This is a genomic window from Sphingomonas sp. ABOLE (assembly GCF_003950455.1).
Classification (GTDB): Bacteria; Pseudomonadota; Alphaproteobacteria; order Sphingomonadales; family Sphingomonadaceae; genus Sphingomonas; species Sphingomonas trueperi.
Genome location: NZ_QQWY01000017.1, coordinates 35,722 through 57,073, shown reverse-complemented (window position 1 = coordinate 57,073; position 21,352 = coordinate 35,722). Strand labels below are relative to the sequence as shown.

At 68.5% G+C, this 21,352-nt stretch carries 23 protein-coding genes; 6 read left to right on the top strand and 17 right to left on the bottom strand.

Translation table 11 applies throughout. From position 1 onward, the window contains the following. Window positions 1–6: 6 nt before the first annotated feature. The 7 genes from CA234_RS12280 to CA234_RS12250 all read right to left on the bottom strand — a co-directional run bounded on the left by CA234_RS12280 (window position 7) and on the right by CA234_RS12250 (window position 6,041). The gene (locus CA234_RS12280) at window positions 7–1,860 is read right to left on the bottom strand and encodes an amidohydrolase (protein ID WP_125972574.1); all 1,854 of its coding nucleotides are present in this window, start codon (window positions 1,858–1,860) and stop codon (window positions 7–9) included. 89 nt (window positions 1,861–1,949) lie between these two features. Beyond that, window positions 1,950–2,198: a XapX domain-containing protein gene (locus CA234_RS12275; protein ID WP_125972533.1), complete on the bottom strand. Its 249-nt coding sequence runs from the start codon at window positions 2,196–2,198 to the stop codon at window positions 1,950–1,952. Between the two features lie 26 nt (window positions 2,199–2,224). After that, entirely contained in the window at window positions 2,225–3,064 is an 840-nt protein-coding gene (locus tag CA234_RS12270; RefSeq protein WP_125972531.1) for an alpha/beta hydrolase, read from the bottom strand. Window positions 3,065–3,152: 88 nt separating this feature from the next. After that, on the bottom strand, window positions 3,153–3,809 hold the full coding sequence (locus CA234_RS12265) for a hydrolase (RefSeq protein ID WP_126001814.1): 657 nt from the start codon (window positions 3,807–3,809) through the stop codon (window positions 3,153–3,155). 245 nt (window positions 3,810–4,054) lie between these two features. Next, window positions 4,055–4,717 carry a response regulator transcription factor gene (locus tag CA234_RS12260; RefSeq protein WP_126001813.1) on the bottom strand — a complete coding sequence of 221 codons (663 nt, stop codon included), beginning with the start codon at window positions 4,715–4,717 and terminating at the stop codon, window positions 4,055–4,057. Window positions 4,718–4,785: 68 nt separating this feature from the next. Then, complete coding sequence (locus CA234_RS12255; RefSeq protein ID WP_241213477.1) at window positions 4,786–5,367, bottom strand: M17 family peptidase N-terminal domain-containing protein; 582 nt, start codon at window positions 5,365–5,367, stop codon at window positions 4,786–4,788. Window positions 5,368–5,480: 113 nt separating this feature from the next. After that, complete coding sequence (locus tag CA234_RS12250) at window positions 5,481–6,041, bottom strand: AraC family transcriptional regulator (protein WP_125972525.1); 561 nt, start codon at window positions 6,039–6,041, stop codon at window positions 5,481–5,483. Window positions 6,042–6,296: 255 nt separating this feature from the next. Here CA234_RS12250 and CA234_RS12245 point away from each other — a divergent pair, with 255 nt between their 5' ends. Both CA234_RS12245 and CA234_RS12240 read left to right on the top strand, forming a co-directional pair. Further along, window positions 6,297–7,268 (top strand): iron ABC transporter permease, encoded by a 972-nt coding sequence (locus CA234_RS12245; protein WP_125972523.1) that lies wholly within the window; start codon window positions 6,297–6,299, stop codon window positions 7,266–7,268. Beyond that, complete coding sequence (locus CA234_RS12240; protein ID WP_125972521.1) at window positions 7,259–8,041, top strand: ABC transporter ATP-binding protein; 783 nt, start codon at window positions 7,259–7,261, stop codon at window positions 8,039–8,041. The genes CA234_RS12245 and CA234_RS12240 overlap by 10 nt, the downstream gene beginning before the upstream one ends. On the opposite strand, the gene CA234_RS12235 is transcribed toward CA234_RS12240, so the two are convergent. From CA234_RS12235 to CA234_RS12225, 3 genes are read right to left on the bottom strand one after another with little or no spacing between them, the layout of a single operon-like run. Next, a complete protein-coding gene (locus tag CA234_RS12235) occupies window positions 8,038–8,832 on the bottom strand; it encodes a LysR family transcriptional regulator (protein ID WP_125972519.1) in 795 nt (264 codons plus the stop codon). The two genes, CA234_RS12240 and CA234_RS12235, sit on opposite strands and share 4 nt — an antisense overlap. Continuing rightward, window positions 8,829–9,233, bottom strand: a complete 405-nt coding sequence (gene apaG, locus CA234_RS12230; RefSeq protein ID WP_125972517.1) for a Co2+/Mg2+ efflux protein ApaG — start codon at window positions 9,231–9,233, stop codon at window positions 8,829–8,831. Before apaG ends, CA234_RS12235 begins: the two co-directional genes overlap by 4 nt. Continuing rightward, a complete protein-coding gene (locus tag CA234_RS12225; protein ID WP_125972515.1) occupies window positions 9,230–10,438 on the bottom strand; it encodes an aminotransferase class I/II-fold pyridoxal phosphate-dependent enzyme in 1,209 nt (402 codons plus the stop codon). The genes apaG and CA234_RS12225 overlap by 4 nt, the downstream gene beginning before the upstream one ends. A 118-nt stretch (window positions 10,439–10,556) precedes the next feature. Here CA234_RS12225 and CA234_RS12220 point away from each other — a divergent pair, with 118 nt between their 5' ends. Further along, the gene (locus tag CA234_RS12220; protein ID WP_126001812.1) at window positions 10,557–11,861 is read left to right on the top strand and encodes a phospholipid carrier-dependent glycosyltransferase; all 1,305 of its coding nucleotides are present in this window, start codon (window positions 10,557–10,559) and stop codon (window positions 11,859–11,861) included. Window positions 11,862–11,945: 84 nt separating this feature from the next. Further along, a complete protein-coding gene (locus CA234_RS12215) occupies window positions 11,946–13,061 on the top strand; it encodes an NADH:flavin oxidoreductase (RefSeq protein ID WP_125972511.1) in 1,116 nt (371 codons plus the stop codon). A gap of 124 nt (window positions 13,062–13,185) precedes the next feature. On the opposite strand, the gene CA234_RS12210 is transcribed toward CA234_RS12215, so the two are convergent. The 4 genes from CA234_RS12210 to CA234_RS12195 all read right to left on the bottom strand — a co-directional run bounded on the left by CA234_RS12210 (window position 13,186) and on the right by CA234_RS12195 (window position 17,247). Then, a complete protein-coding gene (locus CA234_RS12210) occupies window positions 13,186–14,286 on the bottom strand; it encodes a glycosyltransferase family 2 protein (RefSeq protein ID WP_125972509.1) in 1,101 nt (366 codons plus the stop codon). Next, complete coding sequence (gene leuB, locus CA234_RS12205) at window positions 14,283–15,335, bottom strand: 3-isopropylmalate dehydrogenase (RefSeq protein WP_126001811.1); 1,053 nt, start codon at window positions 15,333–15,335, stop codon at window positions 14,283–14,285. Before leuB ends, CA234_RS12210 begins: the two co-directional genes overlap by 4 nt. Window positions 15,336–15,393: 58 nt before the next feature. After that, complete coding sequence (recO, locus tag CA234_RS12200; protein ID WP_125972505.1) at window positions 15,394–16,125, bottom strand: DNA repair protein RecO; 732 nt, start codon at window positions 16,123–16,125, stop codon at window positions 15,394–15,396. 72 nt (window positions 16,126–16,197) lie between these two features. After that, window positions 16,198–17,247, bottom strand: coding sequence for an NAD(P)-dependent alcohol dehydrogenase (locus CA234_RS12195; protein ID WP_125972503.1), 1,050 nt, complete (start codon window positions 17,245–17,247; stop codon window positions 16,198–16,200). A gap of 123 nt (window positions 17,248–17,370) precedes the next feature. Between CA234_RS12195 and CA234_RS12190 the strand changes: the two genes are divergently transcribed. Both CA234_RS12190 and CA234_RS12185 read left to right on the top strand, forming a co-directional pair. Beyond that, on the top strand, window positions 17,371–18,264 hold the full coding sequence (locus CA234_RS12190; RefSeq protein WP_125972501.1) for a LysR family transcriptional regulator: 894 nt from the start codon (window positions 17,371–17,373) through the stop codon (window positions 18,262–18,264). 65 nt (window positions 18,265–18,329) lie between these two features. Then, a complete protein-coding gene (locus CA234_RS12185; RefSeq protein WP_206431180.1) occupies window positions 18,330–18,812 on the top strand; it encodes a cupin domain-containing protein in 483 nt (160 codons plus the stop codon). Between the two features lie 28 nt (window positions 18,813–18,840). Here the strand turns inward: CA234_RS12185 and CA234_RS12180 are convergent, their stop codons facing one another. The 3 genes from CA234_RS12180 to CA234_RS12170 form a co-directional block, all read right to left on the bottom strand. Further along, entirely contained in the window at window positions 18,841–19,761 is a 921-nt protein-coding gene (locus CA234_RS12180) for a YncE family protein (protein ID WP_241213482.1), read from the bottom strand. An 18-nt stretch (window positions 19,762–19,779) separates the two neighbouring features. Further along, the gene (locus CA234_RS12175) at window positions 19,780–20,664 is read right to left on the bottom strand and encodes a sterol desaturase family protein (RefSeq protein ID WP_126001810.1); all 885 of its coding nucleotides are present in this window, start codon (window positions 20,662–20,664) and stop codon (window positions 19,780–19,782) included. A 173-nt stretch (window positions 20,665–20,837) separates the two neighbouring features. Continuing rightward, window positions 20,838–21,170: a UrcA family protein gene (locus CA234_RS12170; protein ID WP_126001809.1), complete on the bottom strand. Its 333-nt coding sequence runs from the start codon at window positions 21,168–21,170 to the stop codon at window positions 20,838–20,840. Between the last annotated feature and the right edge of the window lie 182 nt (window positions 21,171–21,352).

Sequence of the window (21,352 nt, the reverse complement as noted above, 5' to 3'; positions counted from 1 at the left end):
CCTGCATCACACCGCCCAGCAGCCGCAGCCGAGCGCGCCCCAGAAGCTCTGCACGTCGGCGGCGGGCACCTGCGCGCCGAGTGCTGCGGCATGGTCGTGGCCGTGGACCGAGCAGCTGCTGTGGCAAGCGCAGGCGGAGGCGAACTGGGCGCGGGTCTCGGGCGACTGGTGATAGCCGCCGAAGGTCGCGACCGGCGACCAGTCGGGCATCGGGCGGGGCAGCGCGGGCGCGAGCGGGGCATAGTCGCCATCGCCATGCACGACCTGCCCGCCGAGCAGCGTCAGCACCGAACGGATATGGACGATCTGGTCCTCGGGGACGGAGAAGTAATCGGCCGAGAGCACCGCCAGGTCGGCCAGCTGGCCGGCCTTGATCTGGCCCTTCTTGCCGACTTCGTTCGAGAACCAGGTATTCTCGTGCGTCCACATGGCGAGCGCCTTTTCGCGGCTGACGCGGTTGGCGCCCGGATAGAGCTTGAGCCCGCCCACCGTGCGGCCGGTCACCAGCCAGCTGAGCGACACCCAAGGGTTATAGCTCGCAACGCGGGTCGCATCGGTGCCCGCGCCCACCGGCAGGCCGGCGGCGAGCATCTTGGCGATCGGCGGGGTGCGCTCGGCGGCCTTGGCGCCGTAGCGCTCGACGAAATACTCGCCCTGATAGGCCATGCGATGCTGCACGGCGATGCCGCCGCCGAGCGCTGCAATGCGATCGATATTGCGGTCGCTGATCGTCTCGGCATGGTCGAAGAACCAGTGGATACCGGTCAGCGGAATGTCGCGGTGGACCTTCTCGTAGACGTCGAGCGCGCGACCGATCGTCTCGTCATAGGTGGCATGGAGGCGCCACGGCCAGCGATGCTCGGCGAGCAGGCGGATCACCGGCTCGAGATCGCCTTCCATGGTCGGCGGCATGTCCGGGCGGGCGACGCGGAAATCCTCGAAGTCGGCGGCGGAGTAGACGAGCATCTCGCCCGCGCCATTGTGGCGATAGCTGTCGTCGCCCTGCCCCGGCGTCACCTGCTTCACCCAGCCGGCGAAGTCGGCCAGCTCTTCCTTGGGCTTCTGGGTGAACAGGTTGTAGCTGATCCGCACGGTCAGCTGGCCGTCGGCGTGGAGCTTCTCGATGATCTTGTAGTCGTCGGGATAGTTCTGGAAGCCGCCCCCTGCGTCGATCACGCCGGTGACGCCCAGGCCGTTCACTTCGCGCATGAAATGGCGGGTGGAATTGAGCTGATAGTCTTGCGGAAGCTTGGGCCCCTTGGCGAGCGTCGAATAGAGGATCGTCGCGTTGGGCTGGGCGAGCAGCAGGCCGGTGGGGTTGCCCGCGGCATCGCGGACGATCTCGCCGCCCGGCGGGTTCGGCGTGTCCTTGGTATAGCCCACCACGCGCAGCGCCGCCGCATTGAGCAGCGCGCGATCATAGAGGTGGAGGATGAACACGGGCGTATCGGGCGCGACGGCGTTGAGCTCGTCGATCGTCGGCAGCCGCTTCTCGGCGAACTGGTGCTCGGTGAAGCCGCCGACCACGCGCACCCATTGCGGCGCAGGCGTGTTGTCGACCTGGCGCTTGAGCATCGCCATCGCGTCGGCGAGGCTGGGCACGCCGTCCCAGCGCAGTTCCATGTTATAGTTCAGGCCGCCGCGAATGATGTGCATGTGGCTGTCGATCAGCCCCGGGATCACCCGGCGGCGATGCGCGTCGATCACCTGCGCGCCCGGTGCGGCGGCGGCGCGGACCTCCGCTTCGCTGCCCACCGCGAGGAACTTGCCGTCGCGGATCGCGATCGCCTCGGCCACCGGGTTCTCCCGGTCGAGCGTCGTCACCTGGGCGTTGACGAGGATCAGGTCGGTAGCGGGCATGCGGGCATTCCTTGCGAAGATCGGGGCAGGCAGCAGCGCACCGGCGGCGGTGGCGCCGGCGGCTGCAAGGGTCTGGCGTCGGGTGAGGCTCATGCCTGGTCGTCGGGCTTCTTGACCGGCACGCCGAGGATCTGCTCGGCGCAATCGGTGCGGATGTACGCGACGACGTCGCGGTCGGCGAACAATCGCTTCACCACCGGCACCACCTGCTCGCCGACGAGCATGCCGAGCAGGCCGATCAGCGCGATCGTGGGGGGGGCCGGCGAGCGGACGCCGAGGAGGCTGTAGATCACCCCGACCAGCAGGCCGACGGCAAGCGAGATAAGATAGGGCTTCATCTGCAGATCCTCCCCGGCGCGGTCGATCAGCCGCGCACGAAGGCGAGCAGGTCGGGGTTGATGACGTCGGCATGGGTGGTCAGCATTCCGTGCGGGAAGCCCGGGTAGATCTTCAGCGTCGGGTTCGGCAGCAGCTTGGCCTGCAGTTCGGCGCCCTGGTGGTACGGCACCACCTGGTCGTCGTCGCCGGCGAGCACCAGCGTCGGCACCGTCATCGCCTTCAGGTCGGCGGTCTGGTCGGTTTCGGAGAAGGCCTTGATGCCTTCATAATGGGCCTTGGCGCTGCCCATCATGCCCTGGCGCCACCAATTGTCGATCACGCCCGGATAGACCTTGGCGCCCTCGCGGTTGAAGCCGTAGAACGGGCCGGCGGCGACATCGCGGAAGAACTGCGCGCGGTTGTCCGCGGTGCCCTTGCGGAAGCCGTCGAACACGCTGATCGGCAGGCCGTTGGGATACGCTTCGGTCTTCGCCATGATCGGCGGCACGGCCGCGACCAGCACCGCCTTGGCGACGCGGCCCTGCGGGATGCCGTACTTGGCGACATAGCGCGCGACTTCGCCGCCGCCGGTCGAGTGGCCGATGTGCACGGCGCCCCGCAGGTTGAGGTGCTCGGCGACGGCAGCGGCGTCGGCGGCATAATGATCCATGTCGTGGCCGTCGCTCACCTGCTGCGAGCGGCCATGGCCGCGGCGGTCATGCGCGACGACGCGGAAGCCGTGCTGGAGGAAGAACAGCAGCTGCGCATCCCAATCGTCCGACGAGAGCGGCCAGCCATGGTGGAACATGATCGGCTGGGCATCCTTGGGGCCCCAATCCTTGAAGAAGATCGAGACGCCGTCCTTGGTGGTCACGGTGGAGGTCATGGGAGCATTCCTTGGTCGTTGGGGGCAGGAAAAGGGGGTGGGCCCGGCGACGCTGGAGAGGGCGCGCGCCACCGGGCCCGGGGGCAACTCAATGGCCTTCGGAGGCGCCGAACATCGTCTTGGCGTAGGTGACGCCGAGGCCGTAGGCGCCACCCCACTGCTTCGCGATGCCGGTGGTCGAGTCGTAGGTCTCGGCGCGCGCCCAATCGCGCTGCAGCTCGAGCAGATACTGGAGCGAGGTCATCGGCACGGCGCCCAGCTGGATCATCCGCTCGACCGCACGCTCATGCGCTTCGGTGGAGATGTCGCCGCAGGCATCGGTGATCACATAGGCCTCGAAACCCTGGTCGATCGCCGAAGCGACCGGACCGACGATGCAGACGCTGGTCCAGAGCCCCGCGAACACGATGCGCGGCTTGGCGATACGGTTGACTTCCTCGATCACCGCCGCGTCTTCCCAGGTGTTCATCGAGGTGCGGTCGAGCAGCTTCTGGCCCGGGAACGCATCGGTCACTTCGCTGAACATCGGGCCCGAGAAGCTCTTCTCGGCGACGGTGGTGAGGATCGTCGGCACGCCGAAGGACTTGGCGCCGCGGCTGATCAGTGCGGCATTGTTGCGCAGGATCGTCGCGTCAATCGACTTGGTGGCGAAGGCCATCTGCGACTGGAAGTCGATCAGCACGAGCGCGTGGTTGGTCGGCGTGATCAGCGACTTGCCCGGCGTAGCGGTGGCGGTGAGGGTCATGGTGCGGCTCCTGTTGCTGCCGGGGTCCGGCGGGGATGGGTGCAGAATAGCCGGCGCTTGCTTTCCGAAAACTCGGATAAACTTGCTTCTACCGTTCCATTCTTTCGAACAGTCGGCGGTCTCGTATCGCGCGGCACAGGCACGTGCGGCAGCAGACCGCCGCCCGCAGCCCTAGGCGGTCGCGGTCACGCAGGTATTGCACGGGTTTGATGCGATCGGGGGCAGCCTCGCGCGCCCCGATTGACTCAGAGCTCGATCAGCCCGCGCTTGGCCGCGATCGTCACCGCATGGGTGCGGTCATTGGCGCCGAGCTTGGCAAACAGGGCCTTCATATGGCCCTTCACCGTCTCTTCGGAGAGCGCGAGCCGGGCGGCAATCTGCTTGTTCGAATTGCCCCAGGCAGCCAGCGTCAGCACCGACACTTCGCGCTCGGTGAGATCCTCGTCCAGCACGTGCAGCGCGATCGCAGTCGCCACGCTGGCATCGAGATGCTTGCCGCCGTGATGGACCGAGCGGATCGCCTCGAGCAGCTGGTTGCGCAGGCTGGCCTTGAGCAGATAGCCCATCGCGCCGGCGCGCAGCGCCTTGATCGCACGACCATCGCCCGAATAGGTGGTCAGCACAAGGATCCGCGCGTGCGGCGACGCGGCGCGGATCGCGGTGATCGCCTCCAGGCCGGACATGTCGGCCATCTGCAGGTCCATCAGCACCAGGTCGGGCTGGAGCCGGGCAAAGGCCTCGATCGCCTCGGCCCCGCTGCTCGCCTCGCCGGCAATCTCCATGTCAGGCTGGGTGGAAACGACCGCGCGCACGCCCTCGCGCAGCAGCATGTGATCGTCGACCAGCAGGATGCGGATCGGCGCGGTGCCGCGTGTCGGCGCACGCCCGCTGGAAACCCTGGTTAACATCGTGAACGCACCAACTCCCGGACAGAGCGCGCAGCATAGCAGCTTTGGTGGCGCGGCGCACCCATGGCTCAGCGCCAGACCATCAGGGTTTCGCGAAGCGCGGCGGTGGTTTGGGCGGCAGCGCCGTTGCGAATGTCGAAGGTCCACCGCATCGGGAACGCCTCCGCGTCATGCGCATCGATGGCGGCGAGCGCGCCGCGCATCATCGCAGCAGCACTGGGCGCGACCAGCGCTTCGGGCAGATCGAGTTCGGACCAGCCGAGCAGGCAGCCGACCGATGCAGCCCCGATCCGCAACGCCGAACGCATCGCCAGGCCGGTGAGATTGCCAACGGCCTCCGGCTTGGCACGCAGCGAGGTGCCCATACCGATCAGCATCAGCGTCGCCGCATGGATGGGCGCCGCCGGCCGGGTGAGCATCAGCGTCTCGCCGAAGCCGCCGGTGAAGATCCCGCCCTCGCGCAACCGGGACAGCGTGCCGTGCAGCGCGTGATCGACCGCCTCGGCACCACCACGGTGCGCGCCGGCCAGGTCCTTTTCGAGCATGCCGACGACAAGCAGGTCATCCTCGGCTGCCAGGGCGTCGATCTGCGCCACGGCGAACGACACGCCCCGCCAGGCGCCGATCGCCAGCGATTGCCTGTTCTCCATCCCGCCGCTGCGCTCCCTGCCCCGAAAGCCCCTCCGAAACGGCGCCGTGCTGCACGCCGTACAGCCCGGCTGCCCTGCCCGGGCCACCCTTGTCTTGAAGAAATCTGCTGCCTTCAGCCACCCTGCTGCCAGGCGCGGCGCCAGACGAGCGGCGTGGTGCCGACCAGCCGGCGGAACAGCCGGGTGAGGTGCGCCTGATCGCTCAGCCCGCAGGAAAAGGCGATCTGCGACAGCGTGTCGCGGGTATCGCGCATCAGCAACTGGGCGCGGCGGATGCGCTGGCGGATGATATAGGCGTGGGGCGTCTCGCCCGTGCTGATCTTGAAGGCACGGCAGAAATGGCCGGTGCTCAGCTGCGCCACTTCCGCCAGCGTGGAGGTGAGGATCGGTCCCTGGAGATAGGCGTCGACATGCGCGGCGACGCGGCGAAGCTGCCAGCCGGCAAGGCCGCCCTTGGCGACGCCGTCGGCCCGCATCAGCCCGTCAGGCAACAGGTCCGCGGCCGCATCGGCATCGGGCGTGACGAGCAGGCTCGACAGCCGCTCCAGATAGCGCCGGGCGAGCGGCGGGTCCTCGTCGAGCGACCGCATCGCACCCGCCAGCAGCGCGGTGAGTTCGGGGGCTCCGCCCGTCTGGGCCGGAGCAGCAACATCGATCAACGCCTGGTGGTACATGGTTCCATCCCGTCTTGCCGGGTGGACTGTCGCGCAGCCCGAAGCATGACGGAATCGAACGTCCGCACGGCAGGACATCGCTTTGATTTGGGGTGACTATACCAAGGTTTGGGGTCACACCGCCCCGTCGCAGGCGCACGCGTCCCGCAAGGTTTCGATAGGCGCGCGCGACCGAAATGCTATGGGCGCATCCATGCCGATCGCCCACGCCCATTCTGCTGCAGCGCGCCCGTGCCAAAGAGCGAGCTTCGCGTCATGAGCCGGATCGCGCTCAATGGCGGGCTGGCGCTGCTGGTCGCGCTGCTGTTCGCCGGATCACTGATGGCGGGCAAATTCTGGGTGCCGCCCAGCGCCTGGTTCAGCCCCGATCCGCGCTGGTGGATCATCGCCGAGCTGCGCCTGCCCCGTGCGATCCTGGGCCTGGCGATCGGCGCGGCGCTGGGGCTCTCGGGCGCGGTGTTGCAGGGCTTTCTGCGCAATCCGCTTGCCGATCCGGCGGTGGTCGGCGTCTCCTCCAGTGCGGCGCTGGGCGCGGTTGCCGCGATCGTGCTGCTAGGGAGCAGCGCGCCGCTCGTCCTGTTCGGCTGCGCGATGGCGGCGGCGTGCGGATCGATGCTGCTGCTCGCCGGGCTCGCCTGGCGGGCGGAGAGTGCGGTCGCCTTCATCCTCGCCGGCACGGTGCTCGCCAGCCTGGGCGCGGCGCTGACCAGCTTCCTGATATCGATCGCGCCCAATCCCTATGCCACCGCCGAAATCCTCGACTGGATCATGGGCGCGCTGACCGACCGCAGCTATGCCGAGGTGCAACTCGCCCTGCCGTTCATCGCGATCGGCTGCGGGCTGCTGTTCCTCACCGGCCGTGCACTCGACGCGCTGACGCTGGGCGAAGCGGCCGCACGCTCGATGGGCCTACGGTTGGAGCGGACGCAGCTGCTCGTCGTGCTCGGCACCGGGCTGGCAGTGGGCGCGAGCGTGGCGGTGACCGGCATCGTCGGCTTTGTCGGACTGATCGTGCCCCATCTGCTCCGCCCGCTCACCGGCGCCCGGCCCTCGGCGCTGCTGCTGCCCAGCGCGCTCGGCGGCGCGGCGCTGCTGCTGGCGGCGGACAGCCTGGTGCGGCTCTCCCCCGGCCCCAGCGAAGTGCGCCTGGGCGTCGCGATGGCGCTGCTCGGCACCCCCTTCTTCTTCGTGCTGCTCCTCAAGCTCCGGCGGTCGACATGGAACTGAGCGTTTCCGATCTTGCGGTCAGCCTCGGCAAGCGGCGGGTGCTGCACGGGATCGACGCGGTGCTGCGGCCCGGCAGGGTCACCGCGATCCTCGGCCCCAACGGCTCGGGCAAGTCGACGCTGGTGCGCACGCTCGCCGGGCTGCTCGATCCCGATACCGGGCAGGTAAAGCTCGGTGGCAAGCTGCTCGCCCGGCTGGAACCACGCGAGCGTGCCCGCCGGATCGGCTATCTGCCGCAGGAAGCGACGGTGCACTGGGATCTGCGCGTCGCCGATCTGGTCGCGCTCGGTCGGCTGCCGCACCGCGCCCCCTTCGCCGGCCTTTCCGCCGAGGATCTCGCGGCGATCGATACGGCGATCGAGACCACCGCGATCGGTCCGCTCGCCGATCGGCTGGTCACCCAACTTTCCGGCGGAGAGCGCGCCCGCGTGCTGCTCGCGCGGGTGCTGGCGGGGCAGCCGCAATGGTTGCTCGCCGACGAGCCGCTGGCGAGCCTCGACCCGGTCCACCAGCTGGACCTGCTCGATCGCCTGCGCGGGCTGGCCGCCACCGGCATGGGCGTGGTGATCGTGCTCCACGATCTGGTCCAGGCTGCCCGCGCGGCGGACGACGTGCTGTTGCTCCGCGACGGCCGTACGGTGGCGTTCGGGCCAGCCGAGACCGCGCTCGCCCATCAGCCGCTGCGCGACGCCTTCGGGGTGGAAGTGATGGTGATCGGCGACGATCAGGGCCGGCTGCTGCCGGTGCCGATCGGGCGGACCAAAACCGCCTAGCCGCCCAGCACCTCGACCAGCGTCTGCACCTTCTTCTGCCGCCATTGGGGCAGCGGCGCGACCAGCCAATAACCGAGCCGCGACGCCTTGGGCTCGCCGACGACGGCGACGCGGCCGCCCTCGATATCGGCGCGCGCCAGTAGCTCGGGCACGGTCGCCCGGCCCAGCCCCTGCGCCGCCGCGTCGATCGCGAGGCCGGCATCGGCAACGCGGACCAACGAGCCGGCATCCTCGGCCATGCAGCCGGGCCAGGAAATCCGCACGTCGATGCTGCCGCCGCCGGGCCGCTCGACCGTGACCATCCCGTCGCTTTCCAGCGCCTCACCCTCATGCTCGCCGGGCCCCTCGCCCCAGCGGATCGCCAGGTCGAGATTGGCCTCGGTGAAGTCGAGCGCGTCGTCGGCCGGGACCAGCACGAAGCGCAGGTCGGGATCGGCGCGGGCGATGTCAGAGAGCCGCGGCATCAGCCATTTGGCGGTCAGGTCGCGCGGCGCGGCGATGGTCAGCGACTTGGAGGATTGCCCCGCCTGCATCGCGCGCACCGCTTCCTCGAACTGGAGGAAGCCGTTGCGCAGCGCGGTAAGCCCGCTTTCCGCCTCGGGGGTGAGTTCCAGACCTTTAGTGGTGCGACGGAACAGCACGACGCCGAGGGTATCCTCCAGCGCGCGAATCTGCTGGCCGACGGCGGCGGGGGTCACCGCCAGCTCGTCCGCGGCGCGGGTGAAGGACAGATGGCGCGCGGCGGCGTCGAGCACGCGCATGCCGTTCAGGGGAAGATGGGTACGCTTCACTGTTCGCCCGCCACCGCCGGTGCGACCAGCGCGAAACGCGGGATGGTCACGTCGAACGCGTCGCCGTCCTCGTCGATCATGTGGTAGCTGCCCTGCATCGACCCCGTCGGCGTCGAGAGCGGGCACCCCGAAACATAGTCGAAGCTGCCGCCGGGCGCGATCATCGGCTGTTCGCCGATCACGCCCTCGCCCTCCACCGTGTGGCGCAAGCCGCGCCCGTCGGTGATGATCCAGTGACGGGTGAGCAGTTGCACCGCCACCGGGCCCTCATTCTCGATCCGGATGTGATAGGCCCAGAACCAGCGGCCGCGACGCGGCTCGGATTGTTCGGGCAGATACGACACCGAAACGCGGACGACCACGCCGCGCGTCGTCGCCACGTCGGTGAAGAGCGCCTTCACAGTCCGGCGCCTCGCAGCGCCTGGTCGAGATCGGCGATCAGGTCATCGGCGTCTTCGAGACCGACATTGATGCGGATCATGCCTTCGGTGATGCCCATCTCCAGCCGCTTTTCCTCGGCGAGGCCCGAATGGGTGGTCGAGGACGGATGCGTCATCAGCGAGCGCGAGTCGCCGATATTGTTGGAGATGTCGATCAGCTCCAGCCCGTCGAGCAGCGCGTGCGCCTGGGCGCGGCCGCCATCGACTTCGAAGCTGAAGATCGGGCCGGCCGCCGCCATCTGGCGCATGAACAGCGCGTGCTGCGGATGGCTGGGGAGCGCCGGGAAGTTCACGCGGGGCACGCGCTGCTCGAGGAAGGTGCCGACCTTCACCGCATTCTCGCTCTGGCGGCGGATGCGCAGGTCCAGCGTCTCCAGCCCCTTCAGCACCACCCAGGCGTTGAACGCGCTCAGCGTCGGCCCGGTGTTGCGGGTGAAGGGCAGCAGCGTGTTGATGATGAAGTCCTCGGACCCGCAGACCGCGCCGGCGAGCACGCGGCCCTGCCCGTCCATCATCTTGGTGGCGGAATAGGCGACCACGTCGGCGCCGAAGTCGATCGGCCGCTGGAGCGCGGGCGTCGCGAAGGCATTGTCGACGACGGTGACGATGCCGTGCTTGCGGGCGATCGCGCAGACGGCTTCGAGGTCCACCACGTCCATGGTCGGGTTGGCGGGCGTCTCGAAGAAGAAGAGCTTGGTGTTCGGACGGATCGCGTCCTCGAACTGCTGCGGATCGCGCGCGTCGATCGTCGTGGTGGTCACGCCGAAACGCGGCAGCAGGCTGTCGGTCAGCCAGCGGCACGAGCCGAAGGCGGCGCGGCCCTGGACGATATGGTCGCCCTGGCTCACCTGACAGAGGAGCGCCGCGGTCATCGCCGCCATGCCGGTCGCCATGGTGCGGCACGCCTCCGCGCCTTCGAGCAGGGCGATGCGCTGCTCGAGCATCTCCACCGTCGGGTTCTGCAGGCGCGAATAGGTCATGCCCGCCTGTTCGCCGGCGAAGCGCGCGGCGGCATCGCCTGCGCAATCATAGGCATAGCCCGAGGTGAGGAACAGCGCCTCGCTGGTCTCGCCGAACTCGGAGCGCGCGGTGCCGCCGCGCACCGCCTGAGTCGCGGGCTTCCAATTGCGGGTGACGCTGGGATCCTGTCCGGTACGACGCTTCATGGGCGCTGCTTTGCGGCGCTTGGGGGCGGCGCGTCAACCTTTAGCACCAAGATCCTTCTCCGGGACGGGGAGGACCTGCCCTATTCCGCTCGGCGCGCGCCTCGGCTAGGCCTGCCCCATGCGTCTCCGCCCATCGGCTCTCGCCACCCGTCCCGGGCTCGTCGCCCTCCTCCTCGGCCTTGCCGCGCAGCTGCTGTTCACGCTGCACATCGACCAGCCGGGTCAGATCATGTTCGACGAGGTCCATTATGTCCCCGCCGCCAAGTCGCTGATCGAGCTCTCGAGTCCGCGCAACACCGAGCATCCGCTGCTCGGCAAGGAACTGATCGGCGCAGGGATGGACCTGCTCGGCGACAATCCGTTCGGCTGGCGGCTGATGCCGACGCTGGCGGGCACCGCCACGGTGCTCGGCATCTTCGCCTTCCTCTGGATCCTGATGCGCGGGCGGATGCGCGTGGCGGTGACCGGCGCGGTGCTGGCGATGCTCGACCAGAGCCTGTTTGTCCAGGCGCGCACCGCGATGCTCGACGTGTTCCTCGGCGCCTTCCTGCTATGGGGCATGGTGTTCCTGCTCTGGGCAATGCACGGCACCCGCGGGCAGGTGCGTTGGCGCTGGTGCGTCGGCGCCGCGCTGCTGGGCCTCGCCACCGCCGTCAAATGGGCGGCGGCGCCCTACATCGCCGTGTTCGGACTGGCGCTAATCGCCGTCCGGTTGCGCGACACCCGCCGCGCCCGCCGCCCGATCGCCGCCGCGTTCTTCTCGGGCGACCAGCCGCACTGGCAGGGGCTGTCGACGCTGGCGGCGCTCGTCCTGCTCGGCGCGATCAGCATCCCCGTCTATTTCGCCACCTTCGCACCCACCTTCTTCTACCTGACCGGCGCGACCGACGGCCTGCGCGGGCTGCTCCACCTCCAGCGCGAGATGTACGCGGCGCAGACTCAGGTGCTTCCCCACCACAATTACCAGTCCGAATGGTGGAGTTGGCCGCTGATGCTGCGGCCGATCTGGTTCTTCTACGAATGGGATCACGGCGCCCAGCGCGGCGTACTGCTGATCGGCAACCCGGTGATCATGTGGGGCGGCCTGATCGCGGTGCTCGCCAGCTATGTCCTGTGGTTTCGCACCAAGGCGTGGCGCCCCCTGGCGCTCGCGCTGCTCTGGACCTTTTCGGTAGCGATCTTCGCGATCATCCCCAAGTCGCTGGGCTTCTATTATTACTACCACCTTTCGGCACTCTTCCTGTGCATGCTGCTGCCGGTGACCTTCCACCAGTTCGACCGGCTGCGCGCCAAGGGCTGGGAGGAATGGTATCTGGCACTGGCGCTGGTCTGCTTCGGCTATTTCTACCCGATCCTCTCTGCCGCGCCGCTCCATGACACCCAGAGTTACACCTACTGGATGTGGCTCCCGAGCTGGCGGTAAATTGTTGCGCGGCCGCACGGCCATCTTGAACGGTGCGCGGCAGTCGCTAGCTTCACATCAGTTTCAAACCGCAACGGAGCCCCCATGACCGCGTCGACCGACGTCCTCTTCCGTCCGTTCCGCATCAAGTCGCTCGATCTGCCCAACCGGATCGTGATGGCGCCGATGACGCGAACCTTCGCGCCCGAGGGCATCCCCGGTGCGGCCAACGCCGCCTATTACCGCCGCCGTGCCGAGGGCGATGTCGGCCTGATCCTTTCTGAAGGCACGGTGATCGACCGTCCGGCCTCCCGCAACCATCCGGGCATCCCCTTCTTCCATGGCGATGCAGCCCTTGCCGGCTGGAAGACGGTGATCGAGGCGGTCCATGCCGCGGGCGGCAAGATGGCGCCACAGATCTGGCACACCGGCTCGACCAGGGCCCAGACCGACTGGGTGCCCGCGGTCGACGTCGAAAGCCCCTCGGGCGTCGTCGCGCCGGGCAAGCCGCGGGGCGTGGCGATGACCGAGCAGGACATCGAGGCGACGATCGCCGCCTTCGCCAAGGCCGCGGCCGATGCCAAGCGGCTCGGCTTCGACACGGTCGAGATCCACGGCGCGCATGGCTATCTGATCGACCAGTTCTTCTGGGCCGGCACCAACACCCGCGAGGACGGCTATGGCGGCGCAACCCTGCCCGAGCGTTCGCGCTTCGCGGTGGAGGTGGTCAAGGCGGTGCGCGCGGCGGTGGGCCCAGACATGCCCGTGATCCTGCGCCTCAGCCAGTGGAAGCAGCAGGACTATAGCGCCCGTCTCGCCACCACCCCGGACGAGATGGCCGCCTGGCTGCAGCCGCTGGTCGATGCCGGCGCGGACGTGCTGCACTGCTCGCAGCGCCGCTTCTGGGAGCCCGAGTTCCCCGAGATCGACGGCGAGAACGGCCTCAACTTCGCCGGCTGGGCGAAGAAGCTCACCGGTGCCGCGACGATCAGCGTCGGCTCGGTCGGCCTGTCGGGCGAATTCATCGCGGCGTTCGGCGGCGAAACCTCGCAGCACAGCGACCTCGACAAGCTGGTCGAGCGGATGGAGCGCGACGAATTCGACCTGATCGCGGTCGGCCGCGCGCTGATCAGCAATCCGGACTGGGCGAAGAAAGTCCGGGCGGGCGCGGGCCAGGAACTGAAGGGCTTCAGCCCGGCAGCGCTGGCCGAGCTGGTGTAATACACGAACTTGAGCCCCTCCCCTTCAGGGGAGGGGCTGTGTTTCACATAGACCACCCAACGTTCTGGAATCCCTCCACCCCCAACCCCTCCTCCAAGGAGGGGGGCTAGTAGCTAGTCCGGACTCAATACCGCCCCCAAACAAACCGCGACGACAGCGCGAAATTCCACACCGCCGCCACCGCGATCCCGGCCAGCGCGGACAGCCGCCAGTCGCCATGCTGGACATTGTGGAGGAAGGCCGCGAGCCCGACATTGGCCGCCGCCCCCACCGCGCAGACCAGGCAGAAGCTCACCCAGCCGCCCAGCAGCGCCGCGCCCTTCAGCCGCCGTTCGCGATAGGTCAGCGCGTTGTTGAGCAGATAGTTGAAGGTCATCGCCACGATCGTCGCGACGATGGTGCCGGTGACGAAGGGCAGCCCGCCCATCCGGAACAGCAGGAACAGCACCGCGAGATGCACCGCCGCGCCGATCGCGCCGATCGCCGAGAACATCGCGAAGCGCACCGGCACGACCTTGCCGAACATCCGGTCGTACAGTGCGATCAGATATTCCATCGCCACGACGTAATCGAGCTTGCTCTCGCCCTCGGTGCGGACCCGGAAGGTGTAGGGCAACTCGCGGAAACGCAGCGGCCTTGGACTCGCGGTCATGATGTCGAGCAGGATCTTGAAGCCGATGCCGGACAGCACCGGCACCAGCCCGCGCGCGATCTCGCTGCGGATCATGAAGAAGCCGCTCATCGGATCGGTCAGGTCCGCCTTCAGCACCTGGCGCGACAGCTTGGTCGCGAACGCCGATTTGGCGACGCGCTCGCTGTCCCACTCGCCGGTGCAGCCGCCCTCGCAGAAGCGCGAGCCGATCACCACGTCGAGGCTCGCATCGGCCTGCAGCGCGTCGAGCATCTTGGGCAGCAGCGTCTCGTCATGCTGCAGGTCGCCGTCGATCACCGCCACGCAGGGCGCCGCCGTAGCGCACATGCCTTCGATACACGCCGAGGAGAGGCCGCGCCGCCCGATCCGCTGGATCACGCGCACGCGCGGATCCTCCCGGCCGATGGCGCGCGCGGCATCGGCGGTCCCGTCGGGGCTGTCGTCGTCGACGAAGATCGCTTCCCAGGCGCGGCCGGCAAGGGCCGCGTCCAGCTTGGCGATCAGGAGGGGAACATTGGCGCGTTCGTTAAAGGTGGGGATAACGACCGCAAGTTCGAGCAGAGTATCGCTCACTGAAGCTCCAGCAGCACCGCGTCCCCCATCGCGGACGTTGAAAGATTGCCCCCGAGATCGGCCGTCCGGGCGCCCTTGGCGAGCGCTGCGGCAACCGCTTTTTCGATTCGTTGCGCCGAGGCTTCGTCGCTCAGCGAGTGCCGCAGCAGCATGGCCGCGGACAGGATGGCCGCGCAAGGATTAGCCTTGCCCTGCCCGGCGATGTCCGGCGCGCTGCCGTGGATCGGCTCGTACATGCCGTTCGCGCCGGACCAGGCGGCGAGCGACGCCGAGGGCAGCATGCCGATCGAACCGGCGCACATGCTCGCCTGATCGCTGAGGATGTCGCCGAACAGATTGCCGGTGACGATCACGTCGAATGCTGCCGGCGCGCGCACCAGCTGCATCGCGGCATTGTCGACATACATGTGCGTCAGCTCGACCTCGGGATATTCGGCCGCCATCGCGGTGACGACGTCGCGCCACAGCTGCGAGGTTTCGAGCACGTTGGCCTTGTCGACCGAGCAGAGCTTCCTGCGGCGGCGCTTGGCCATTTCGAAGCCGACGCGGGCGATCCGCGTCACTTCCGCCTCGTCATAGCTCATCACGTCATAGCCCTGGCGCAGGCCGTCGGGCGTGGTGCGATGGCCCTTCTCGCCGAAATAGATGTCGCCGATCAGCTCGCGGACGATGACGATGTCGAGCCCGTTCACCACCTCGGGCTTGAGCGGCGAAGCATCTTCCAGGCCGGGGAACAGGGTGGCCGGGCGGAGATTGGCGAACAGGCCCAGCGCCTTGCGGATACCGAGCAGCGCGGCTTCCGGGCGCAGGTGGCGCTCCAGCTTCTCGAAGCGGGGATCGCCGATCGCGCCGAACAGTACGGCATCGGCGCGCTTGGCGAGCGCCAGCGTGTCGTCCGGGAGCGGGTGTCCAGCGGCGAGATAGCCGGCGCCGCCGACCGGCGCTTCCTCGAAGCTGAGGCCGAGATCCAGCGCCTCGAGCACCCGGCGCGCCTCGCGCGTGACCTCGGGGCCGATCCCGTCACCCGGCAGTACAGCAATCAACGGCATTCCGATCCCCACGCTAGCAGCATGTCCTGAGAGGCGCGCTTAGCCGCCCTGGGGGTCTTCATGCAACCGCCCGCAACAATCGGTCGACCAGCCGGGCGCGCGCCGCCATCAGATCGGCGCCGCGGCCGATCAGCAGGTCGCGCGCGAGGAAGTGGCCGGTGAGGCGCAGGCCGGCCAGGATATCCTCCCAGTCCGCCGCACCGCCTGCGGTGAGGAAATCGGGCAAGGCGAGCAGGCGATTCTCATAGCCCAGCGCCCCCGCCCGGCTCACCGCGATCCCGCTCTTGGGGCTGACATAGGCCAGGTCCTCGCTCGCTCCGGTCGCCGCGCACCGTTCCAGATCGAGGCCGAAGCCGAGCTCGGCGAGCAGCAGCAGCTCGTAGCGCACCAGCGCCACCGCCCAGCCGCGCGCGGCGGGTGCGGCTTCGATCGCGTCGAGCACGCCGCCCAGCGCGGCATGGAGGCGAGGATAGGGCAGCCCCTCGGGCAGCGTCGCGGCGGTGAGCGCGGTCACCCAGGCGAGCGCGGCGGCGGGCAGCGGCTCGCCGAACATCGGGGCGCGGCTGTGGAGGAGCTCGACGGTGAGCCCGGCGAGCTGCTCCTCGGTCCGCGCGCGCCATTCGCCCTGGATGAGGTTCGCCGGCTGGAGCACCGGCCGCAGCGCCCGCGAACGGCCGCCGCGGACATAGCCGGGCTGGACGCCGTCGTTTTCGGTCAGCGCCCGCACGATCGCGCCATGTTCGCCGTGGGCGCGAACGCTGAGCAGGATGGCTTCGGCGCGAAGATGCATCGCGGCGATGTAGGGTGCTGGCGGCGGAAAGGGAAATCACGGGGGCGACGCAGATGCCGCCCCCGCCGGGCCTCAGCCCATCGACGCGATGTCGATGACGAAGCGGTACTTCACGTCGCTCTTGAGCATGCGCGCATAGGCGGTGTTGATCTCGTCGGCGCGGATCATCTCGATGTCCGCGACGATGCCGTGCTCGGCGCAGAAATCGAGCATCTCCTGCGTCTCGGCGATGCCGCCGATCAGCGAGCCGGCGATCGAGCGGCGCTTGAAGATCAGCGCCGCAACGTTGGGCGAGGGGTGCGCATGCTCGGGCACGCCCACCAGCGTCAGCGTGCCGTCGCGCTTGAGCAGGGTGGTGAAGGCGTCGAGATTATGGCTGGCGGCCACCGTGTTGAGGATGAAGTCGAAGCTGCCCGCGTGCGCCGCCATCGCCTCGGCATCGCGCGACACGACGACATCGTCCGCGCCCAGCGCCAGCGCATCGGCGCGCTTGCTCTCCGAGGTGGTGAAGGCGACGACGTGTGCCCCCAGCGCATGCGCCAGCTTCACGCCCATATGGCCGAGCCCGCCGATGCCGACGATGCCGACCTTCTTGCCCGGACCGACCTGCCAGTGGCGGAGCGGCGACCAGGTGGTGATGCCCGCGCACAGCAGCGGCGCGACCGCGGCAAGATCCTCCTCGCCATGCCCGACCTTGAGCACGAACTTGTCGCTGACGACGATGCGCTGCGAATAGCCGCCCAGCGTATGGCCGGGGGCGTCCGGCGTCGGGCCGTTATAGGTGCCGACGAAGCCGTTCTCGCAATATTGCTCCAGCCCCTCGTCGCACGAGGCGCAATGCTGACAGCTGTCGACCATGCAGCCGACGCCGACCACGTCGCCCACCGCGAACTTGGAGACATGCTCGCCGACCGCGCTCACCCGGCCGACGATCTCGTGGCCCGGCACGCAGGGGTACAGCGTGCCGTCCCATTCGGACTTCACCTGGTGAAGGTCGGAGTGGCAGACGCCGCAATAGAGGATGTCGATCTGCACGTCGTGATCGCCGGGCGCGCGGCGCTCGATGTCGATCGGTTCGAGCGGCTTGTCGGCGGCATAGGCGCCATAGGCTTTGGTGGCCATGGTTCGGGTCCCCTTGGAGGTAAGAAACTGCAGGGCCATGTGACCCTCGCCGTCAACATGGGGCCGCGCGACAATAGCGATTAGGCGCTGGTATCTGCATGCAGTACTGAATAGGGTTCAGCAATGAACCGCCAGCAGCTCTCCGAACTGACCGCCTTCCTCGCCGTGGCGCGCCAGAAGAGCTTCACCCGGGCGGCGGCGCAGAGCGGCGTGACGCCCTCGGCGCTCAGCCACGCGATGCGCGGGCTGGAGGAGCGGCTGGGAGTGCGGCTGCTCCATCGCACCACGCGCAGCGTCAGCCTCACCGAGGCGGGCGAGCGGCTGTTCGCCACGCTCGCGCCGCGGCTGGACGAGATCGAAGCCGAGCTGGCGGCACTGACCGCGCTGCGCGACAAGCCGGCCGGGCTGGTGCGGATCAGCGCCGACGAGCATTCGCTGCACACGCTGCTCTGGCCGCGACTGGCGCCGATCCTGCGCGAATTCCCGGACATCCGGGTCGAGATCGACAGCGACTATCGGCTGAAGGACATCGTCGCCGAGCGCTTCGATGCGGGCGTGCGCTTCGGCGACATCATCGCCAAGGACATGGTGGCGGTGCCGATCGGCCCCGAGGCGCGGATGCTGGCGGTGGCGTCCCCCGCCTATTTCGATCGTGCCGGGCGGCCGGAGGCGATCGAGGACCTGACGGCGCACGCCTGCATCAACCTGCGCCTGCCCACCTATGGCGGGCTCTATGCCTGGGAGTTCGAGGAGGACGGCCGCGACCGCAAGGTCTGGGTCGAGGGCCCGCTCACCTTCTCGTCGGTCTTCCCGATCCTGCGCGCGGCGCTCGACGGATTCGGCATCGCCTGCCTGCCCGATGCGATGCTGGCGCCGCATCTGGCGAGCGGCGCGCTGGAGGCGGTGCTGACGCGCTTCTCGCCGCCCTTCGCGGGCTATCACCTCTACTACCCGAGCCGCCGCCAGCCCACGCCGGCCCTGGCGCTGCTGGTCGAGCGGTTGCGCTGGCGGGGCTGATCCGGCTGTGGCAGGTTGGCGGGAAGAGCACCAAACGTTCTCAACACACTATAGGGAGAGAGGCCGTGAAGATCCTGCCCAGCGCCGTTGCCACGGCCGCATTGCTGTTCGCCCTGCCCGCCGCCGCGCAGACAGCCACCGATCCCACGTCGTTCGCCACCGCCAAGGAGGTGCAGGCACAGCTCAAGGCGATGCTGGCCGAGATGAAGCCCGGCCAGGGCTTCGCCTGGAAGCCGCTGGTCCGCGACGGCAGCAACAACGCCGCGATCGAGATCTGGAAAAAGCCGGGCAAGCCCGCCGTCCACCCCGACCAGGCGGAATATGCGATCGTGCTGGAAGGTGCGGGCACGCTCGTCTCGGGCGGCACCATGCCCGATCGCGAGGTCCGCAACCCCACGCTGGTGGAAGGCAGCCGCATCGACGGCGGCACCACCCGCACGCTCGCGCCGGGCGACGTGATCCTGGTGCCCGCGGGCGTACCGCACTGGTTCGGCATTACCGGCGAGCGGCTGGTGCTGCTGGGCATCAAGCTGGCCAAGGGGCAGTGACGGGCGCGGCGCTGCTCGCCGCCGCGATCTAGTTCGCGGCGCCGCCCGAAGCAGCGTGGGTGAAGCTCCACCACGACAGCGTGTGGACGTCGTGCGCGCTGGTCCATACGCCGTTCCCGGCGAAGCGCAGCGCACCGCTGCCGCTGGGCTTGCCGAGGCGGCCGAGGATCGCGAGCGTCTTGGGATCGATGGTGACGAAGGTCTGGTCGGCGGTGGTGCGCAGCCAGACCATGCCGCCGCCGGTATCGATGTCGCCGTAGAGCAGATCGGCGCCGACCTTCACTCGGCCGGAGACTTCCACCGTGGCAGGATCGATCCGCGCGAGCGTTCCGTCGCCCTGTTCCTGCACCCACACCGCACCCTCGCCCGCGGCAAGGAAGCCCGGCTGCTTGCCGAGCTTGGCGCGCCCGGTCATCTGGTTGGTGGTGGGGTCGATCCGCTGGAGCGATTGCTGGCCGCTGCTCACCGCCCATAGCGCATCGAACCCGAAGGCGAGGTAATGCGTGCCCGGATCGACCGCGATCGAGGCAACGACATGATTGTCGGCCGGGTCCACGCGGGCGATCTTGCCCGCATTGTCACTTGCCACCCAGATCGATCCCGCACCCGCCACGACGTTGAGCTCGCCCGCCGGGTTGGCGATGCCGGTGGGGATCGCCGCCAGCAGCCTGGCGGTCTTGAGGTCGATGCGGTTGAGCGTGCCGTCCTTGCAATCCGCGACCCACAGCGAGTCCGCCGCGATCGCCATCGCCCCGCACGGGTGCGTCATCGCCACTTCGGCGCGCTTGCCGCCGCGCGACCAGCGTTCGACCCGCCCCTTGTTGGTCGCCCAGACGCTGTCGCCGTCGACCGCGAGGAAATCGGCGAAGCCGGGCACGGTGAGCACCTGCTCCTCGCGCGGCTGCGGGTCGGCATCTGCGTGCGCGGCGGCGAGCAGCATGGCGAGCATCGGCATCCAGACCATCGCTCAGCCCGCCGCCACGTCGGTGGTGGCAGCCGGACGCTGCTTCAGCCGGGCGAGGATCGGCTGGAACGGGAACAGCCATTGTTCGCGGATCGACAGCCGCCGCCGCTCGTCCTGGCCGACCACCGAGGCCTCGCCTTCCTTGTAGGTGCCGAAGATCCGGTCGAGCAGGATCAACGAGTTGCCATAGTTGCAGCGCGTATCCTCATAGGGCACCGAATGGTGCAGGCTGTGGTGGCGGATCGTGGTGAACACGAAGCTGTACCAGATCGGCGGATCGGACCGCACATTGGCATGGGCGAAGCAGGAGACGACACCCAGCACGCTCACCCCGCAGAAGATCGCGGTCAACGGCAGGTCGAACAGCGTGACGACGCTGAGGCTGATCAGGAACAGCTCGATCGGGTTGCCGACAAAGCCCTTGGCGGCATTGAGCTGGGTGATGTGGTGGTGCGGTGCATGCGTCAGCCAGAAGGGCGCCGAATTGTGCATCAGCCGGTGCATCCAGTACTGGCCGAACTCGATCAGGAAGATCACCAGCGCCACCTGCGCCAGGAAGGGCCAGTGCATGGCCCAGGGCGTCGCGATCCCCAGCGACTGCTTGAGCGCGAGCAGGGGCGTTTCGGCCAGCATGCGCGACGCCCAGGAAATCGCGGTCGCGCCGAGCACGACGTAGAACAGGTCGGTCCAGAACTCGCGCCAGTGCATCCGCCAGCCCGCATGCCGCTCGAAGACGAACTCGAGGCCTTGGATGTAGAGCGTGATCAGCGAAGAGACGATCACGATCGTCCAGGGATTGGCGAGGATGGCGGCGGGCGCGAAGGCCCAGAAGCAGACGACCGCCACCACGGTCGCCGGCGGTATGAGGTTCACGAGCCCTTTGGTCATGCGCTGTCGTCCCGATCGCGAGCGGGGCGATGCCGCCCCGTGTCGATCCGAAGCTAGCCATGCAAACGATGCCCGCGCAGGTGGCCGAATGACGTAGCGGCCCCAAAGCACGCGGCCGCGCGCATCCTTTCGGGACACGCGCGGCCGGGAAAAGGCCGTTCCGGCGGTCGGGCTCAGCGCAGCGCCGCGACCTGCACGCCGCCGGCCTTGTTCGCCTGCGCGAGGCGCGCCTCGATCTGGCTGCGGACCTGCTCGGCGACATCGGCACGGCACAGGCGCGCGCGGGCTTCGAGTTCGGGGTGGATGGTCGCGAGATTCTCGCCGCACACCGCGCGGGCGGCCTGGTCGACGCGGGTGGCGAGGCGCTGCTGGCCGTCGGCAGTGGCGAGATCGAGACCGGCGAGCGTCAGCGTCGCGCTGTGCTTGCCGAAGCTGGTGTCGCTCGTGCCGGCAAAGGCGGCGGTACTGATCGAAAGCGCGGCGGCGGCCGCGACGAGCATCTTCATGGCAATCTCCTGCAACCAAGACCGCCTCACCCGAGCGGCTGAGGCGCATCTAGTCGCAGGAACGACGAACGGCAAGTTTAAAAGCTATAGATACGCTACGTAACTTCCGCATCCTACGATGCGGCAAGTTTTGCAACGCAGCAATTGCTTATTACAGCTTCAGCCGTTCTTCATACTTTGGA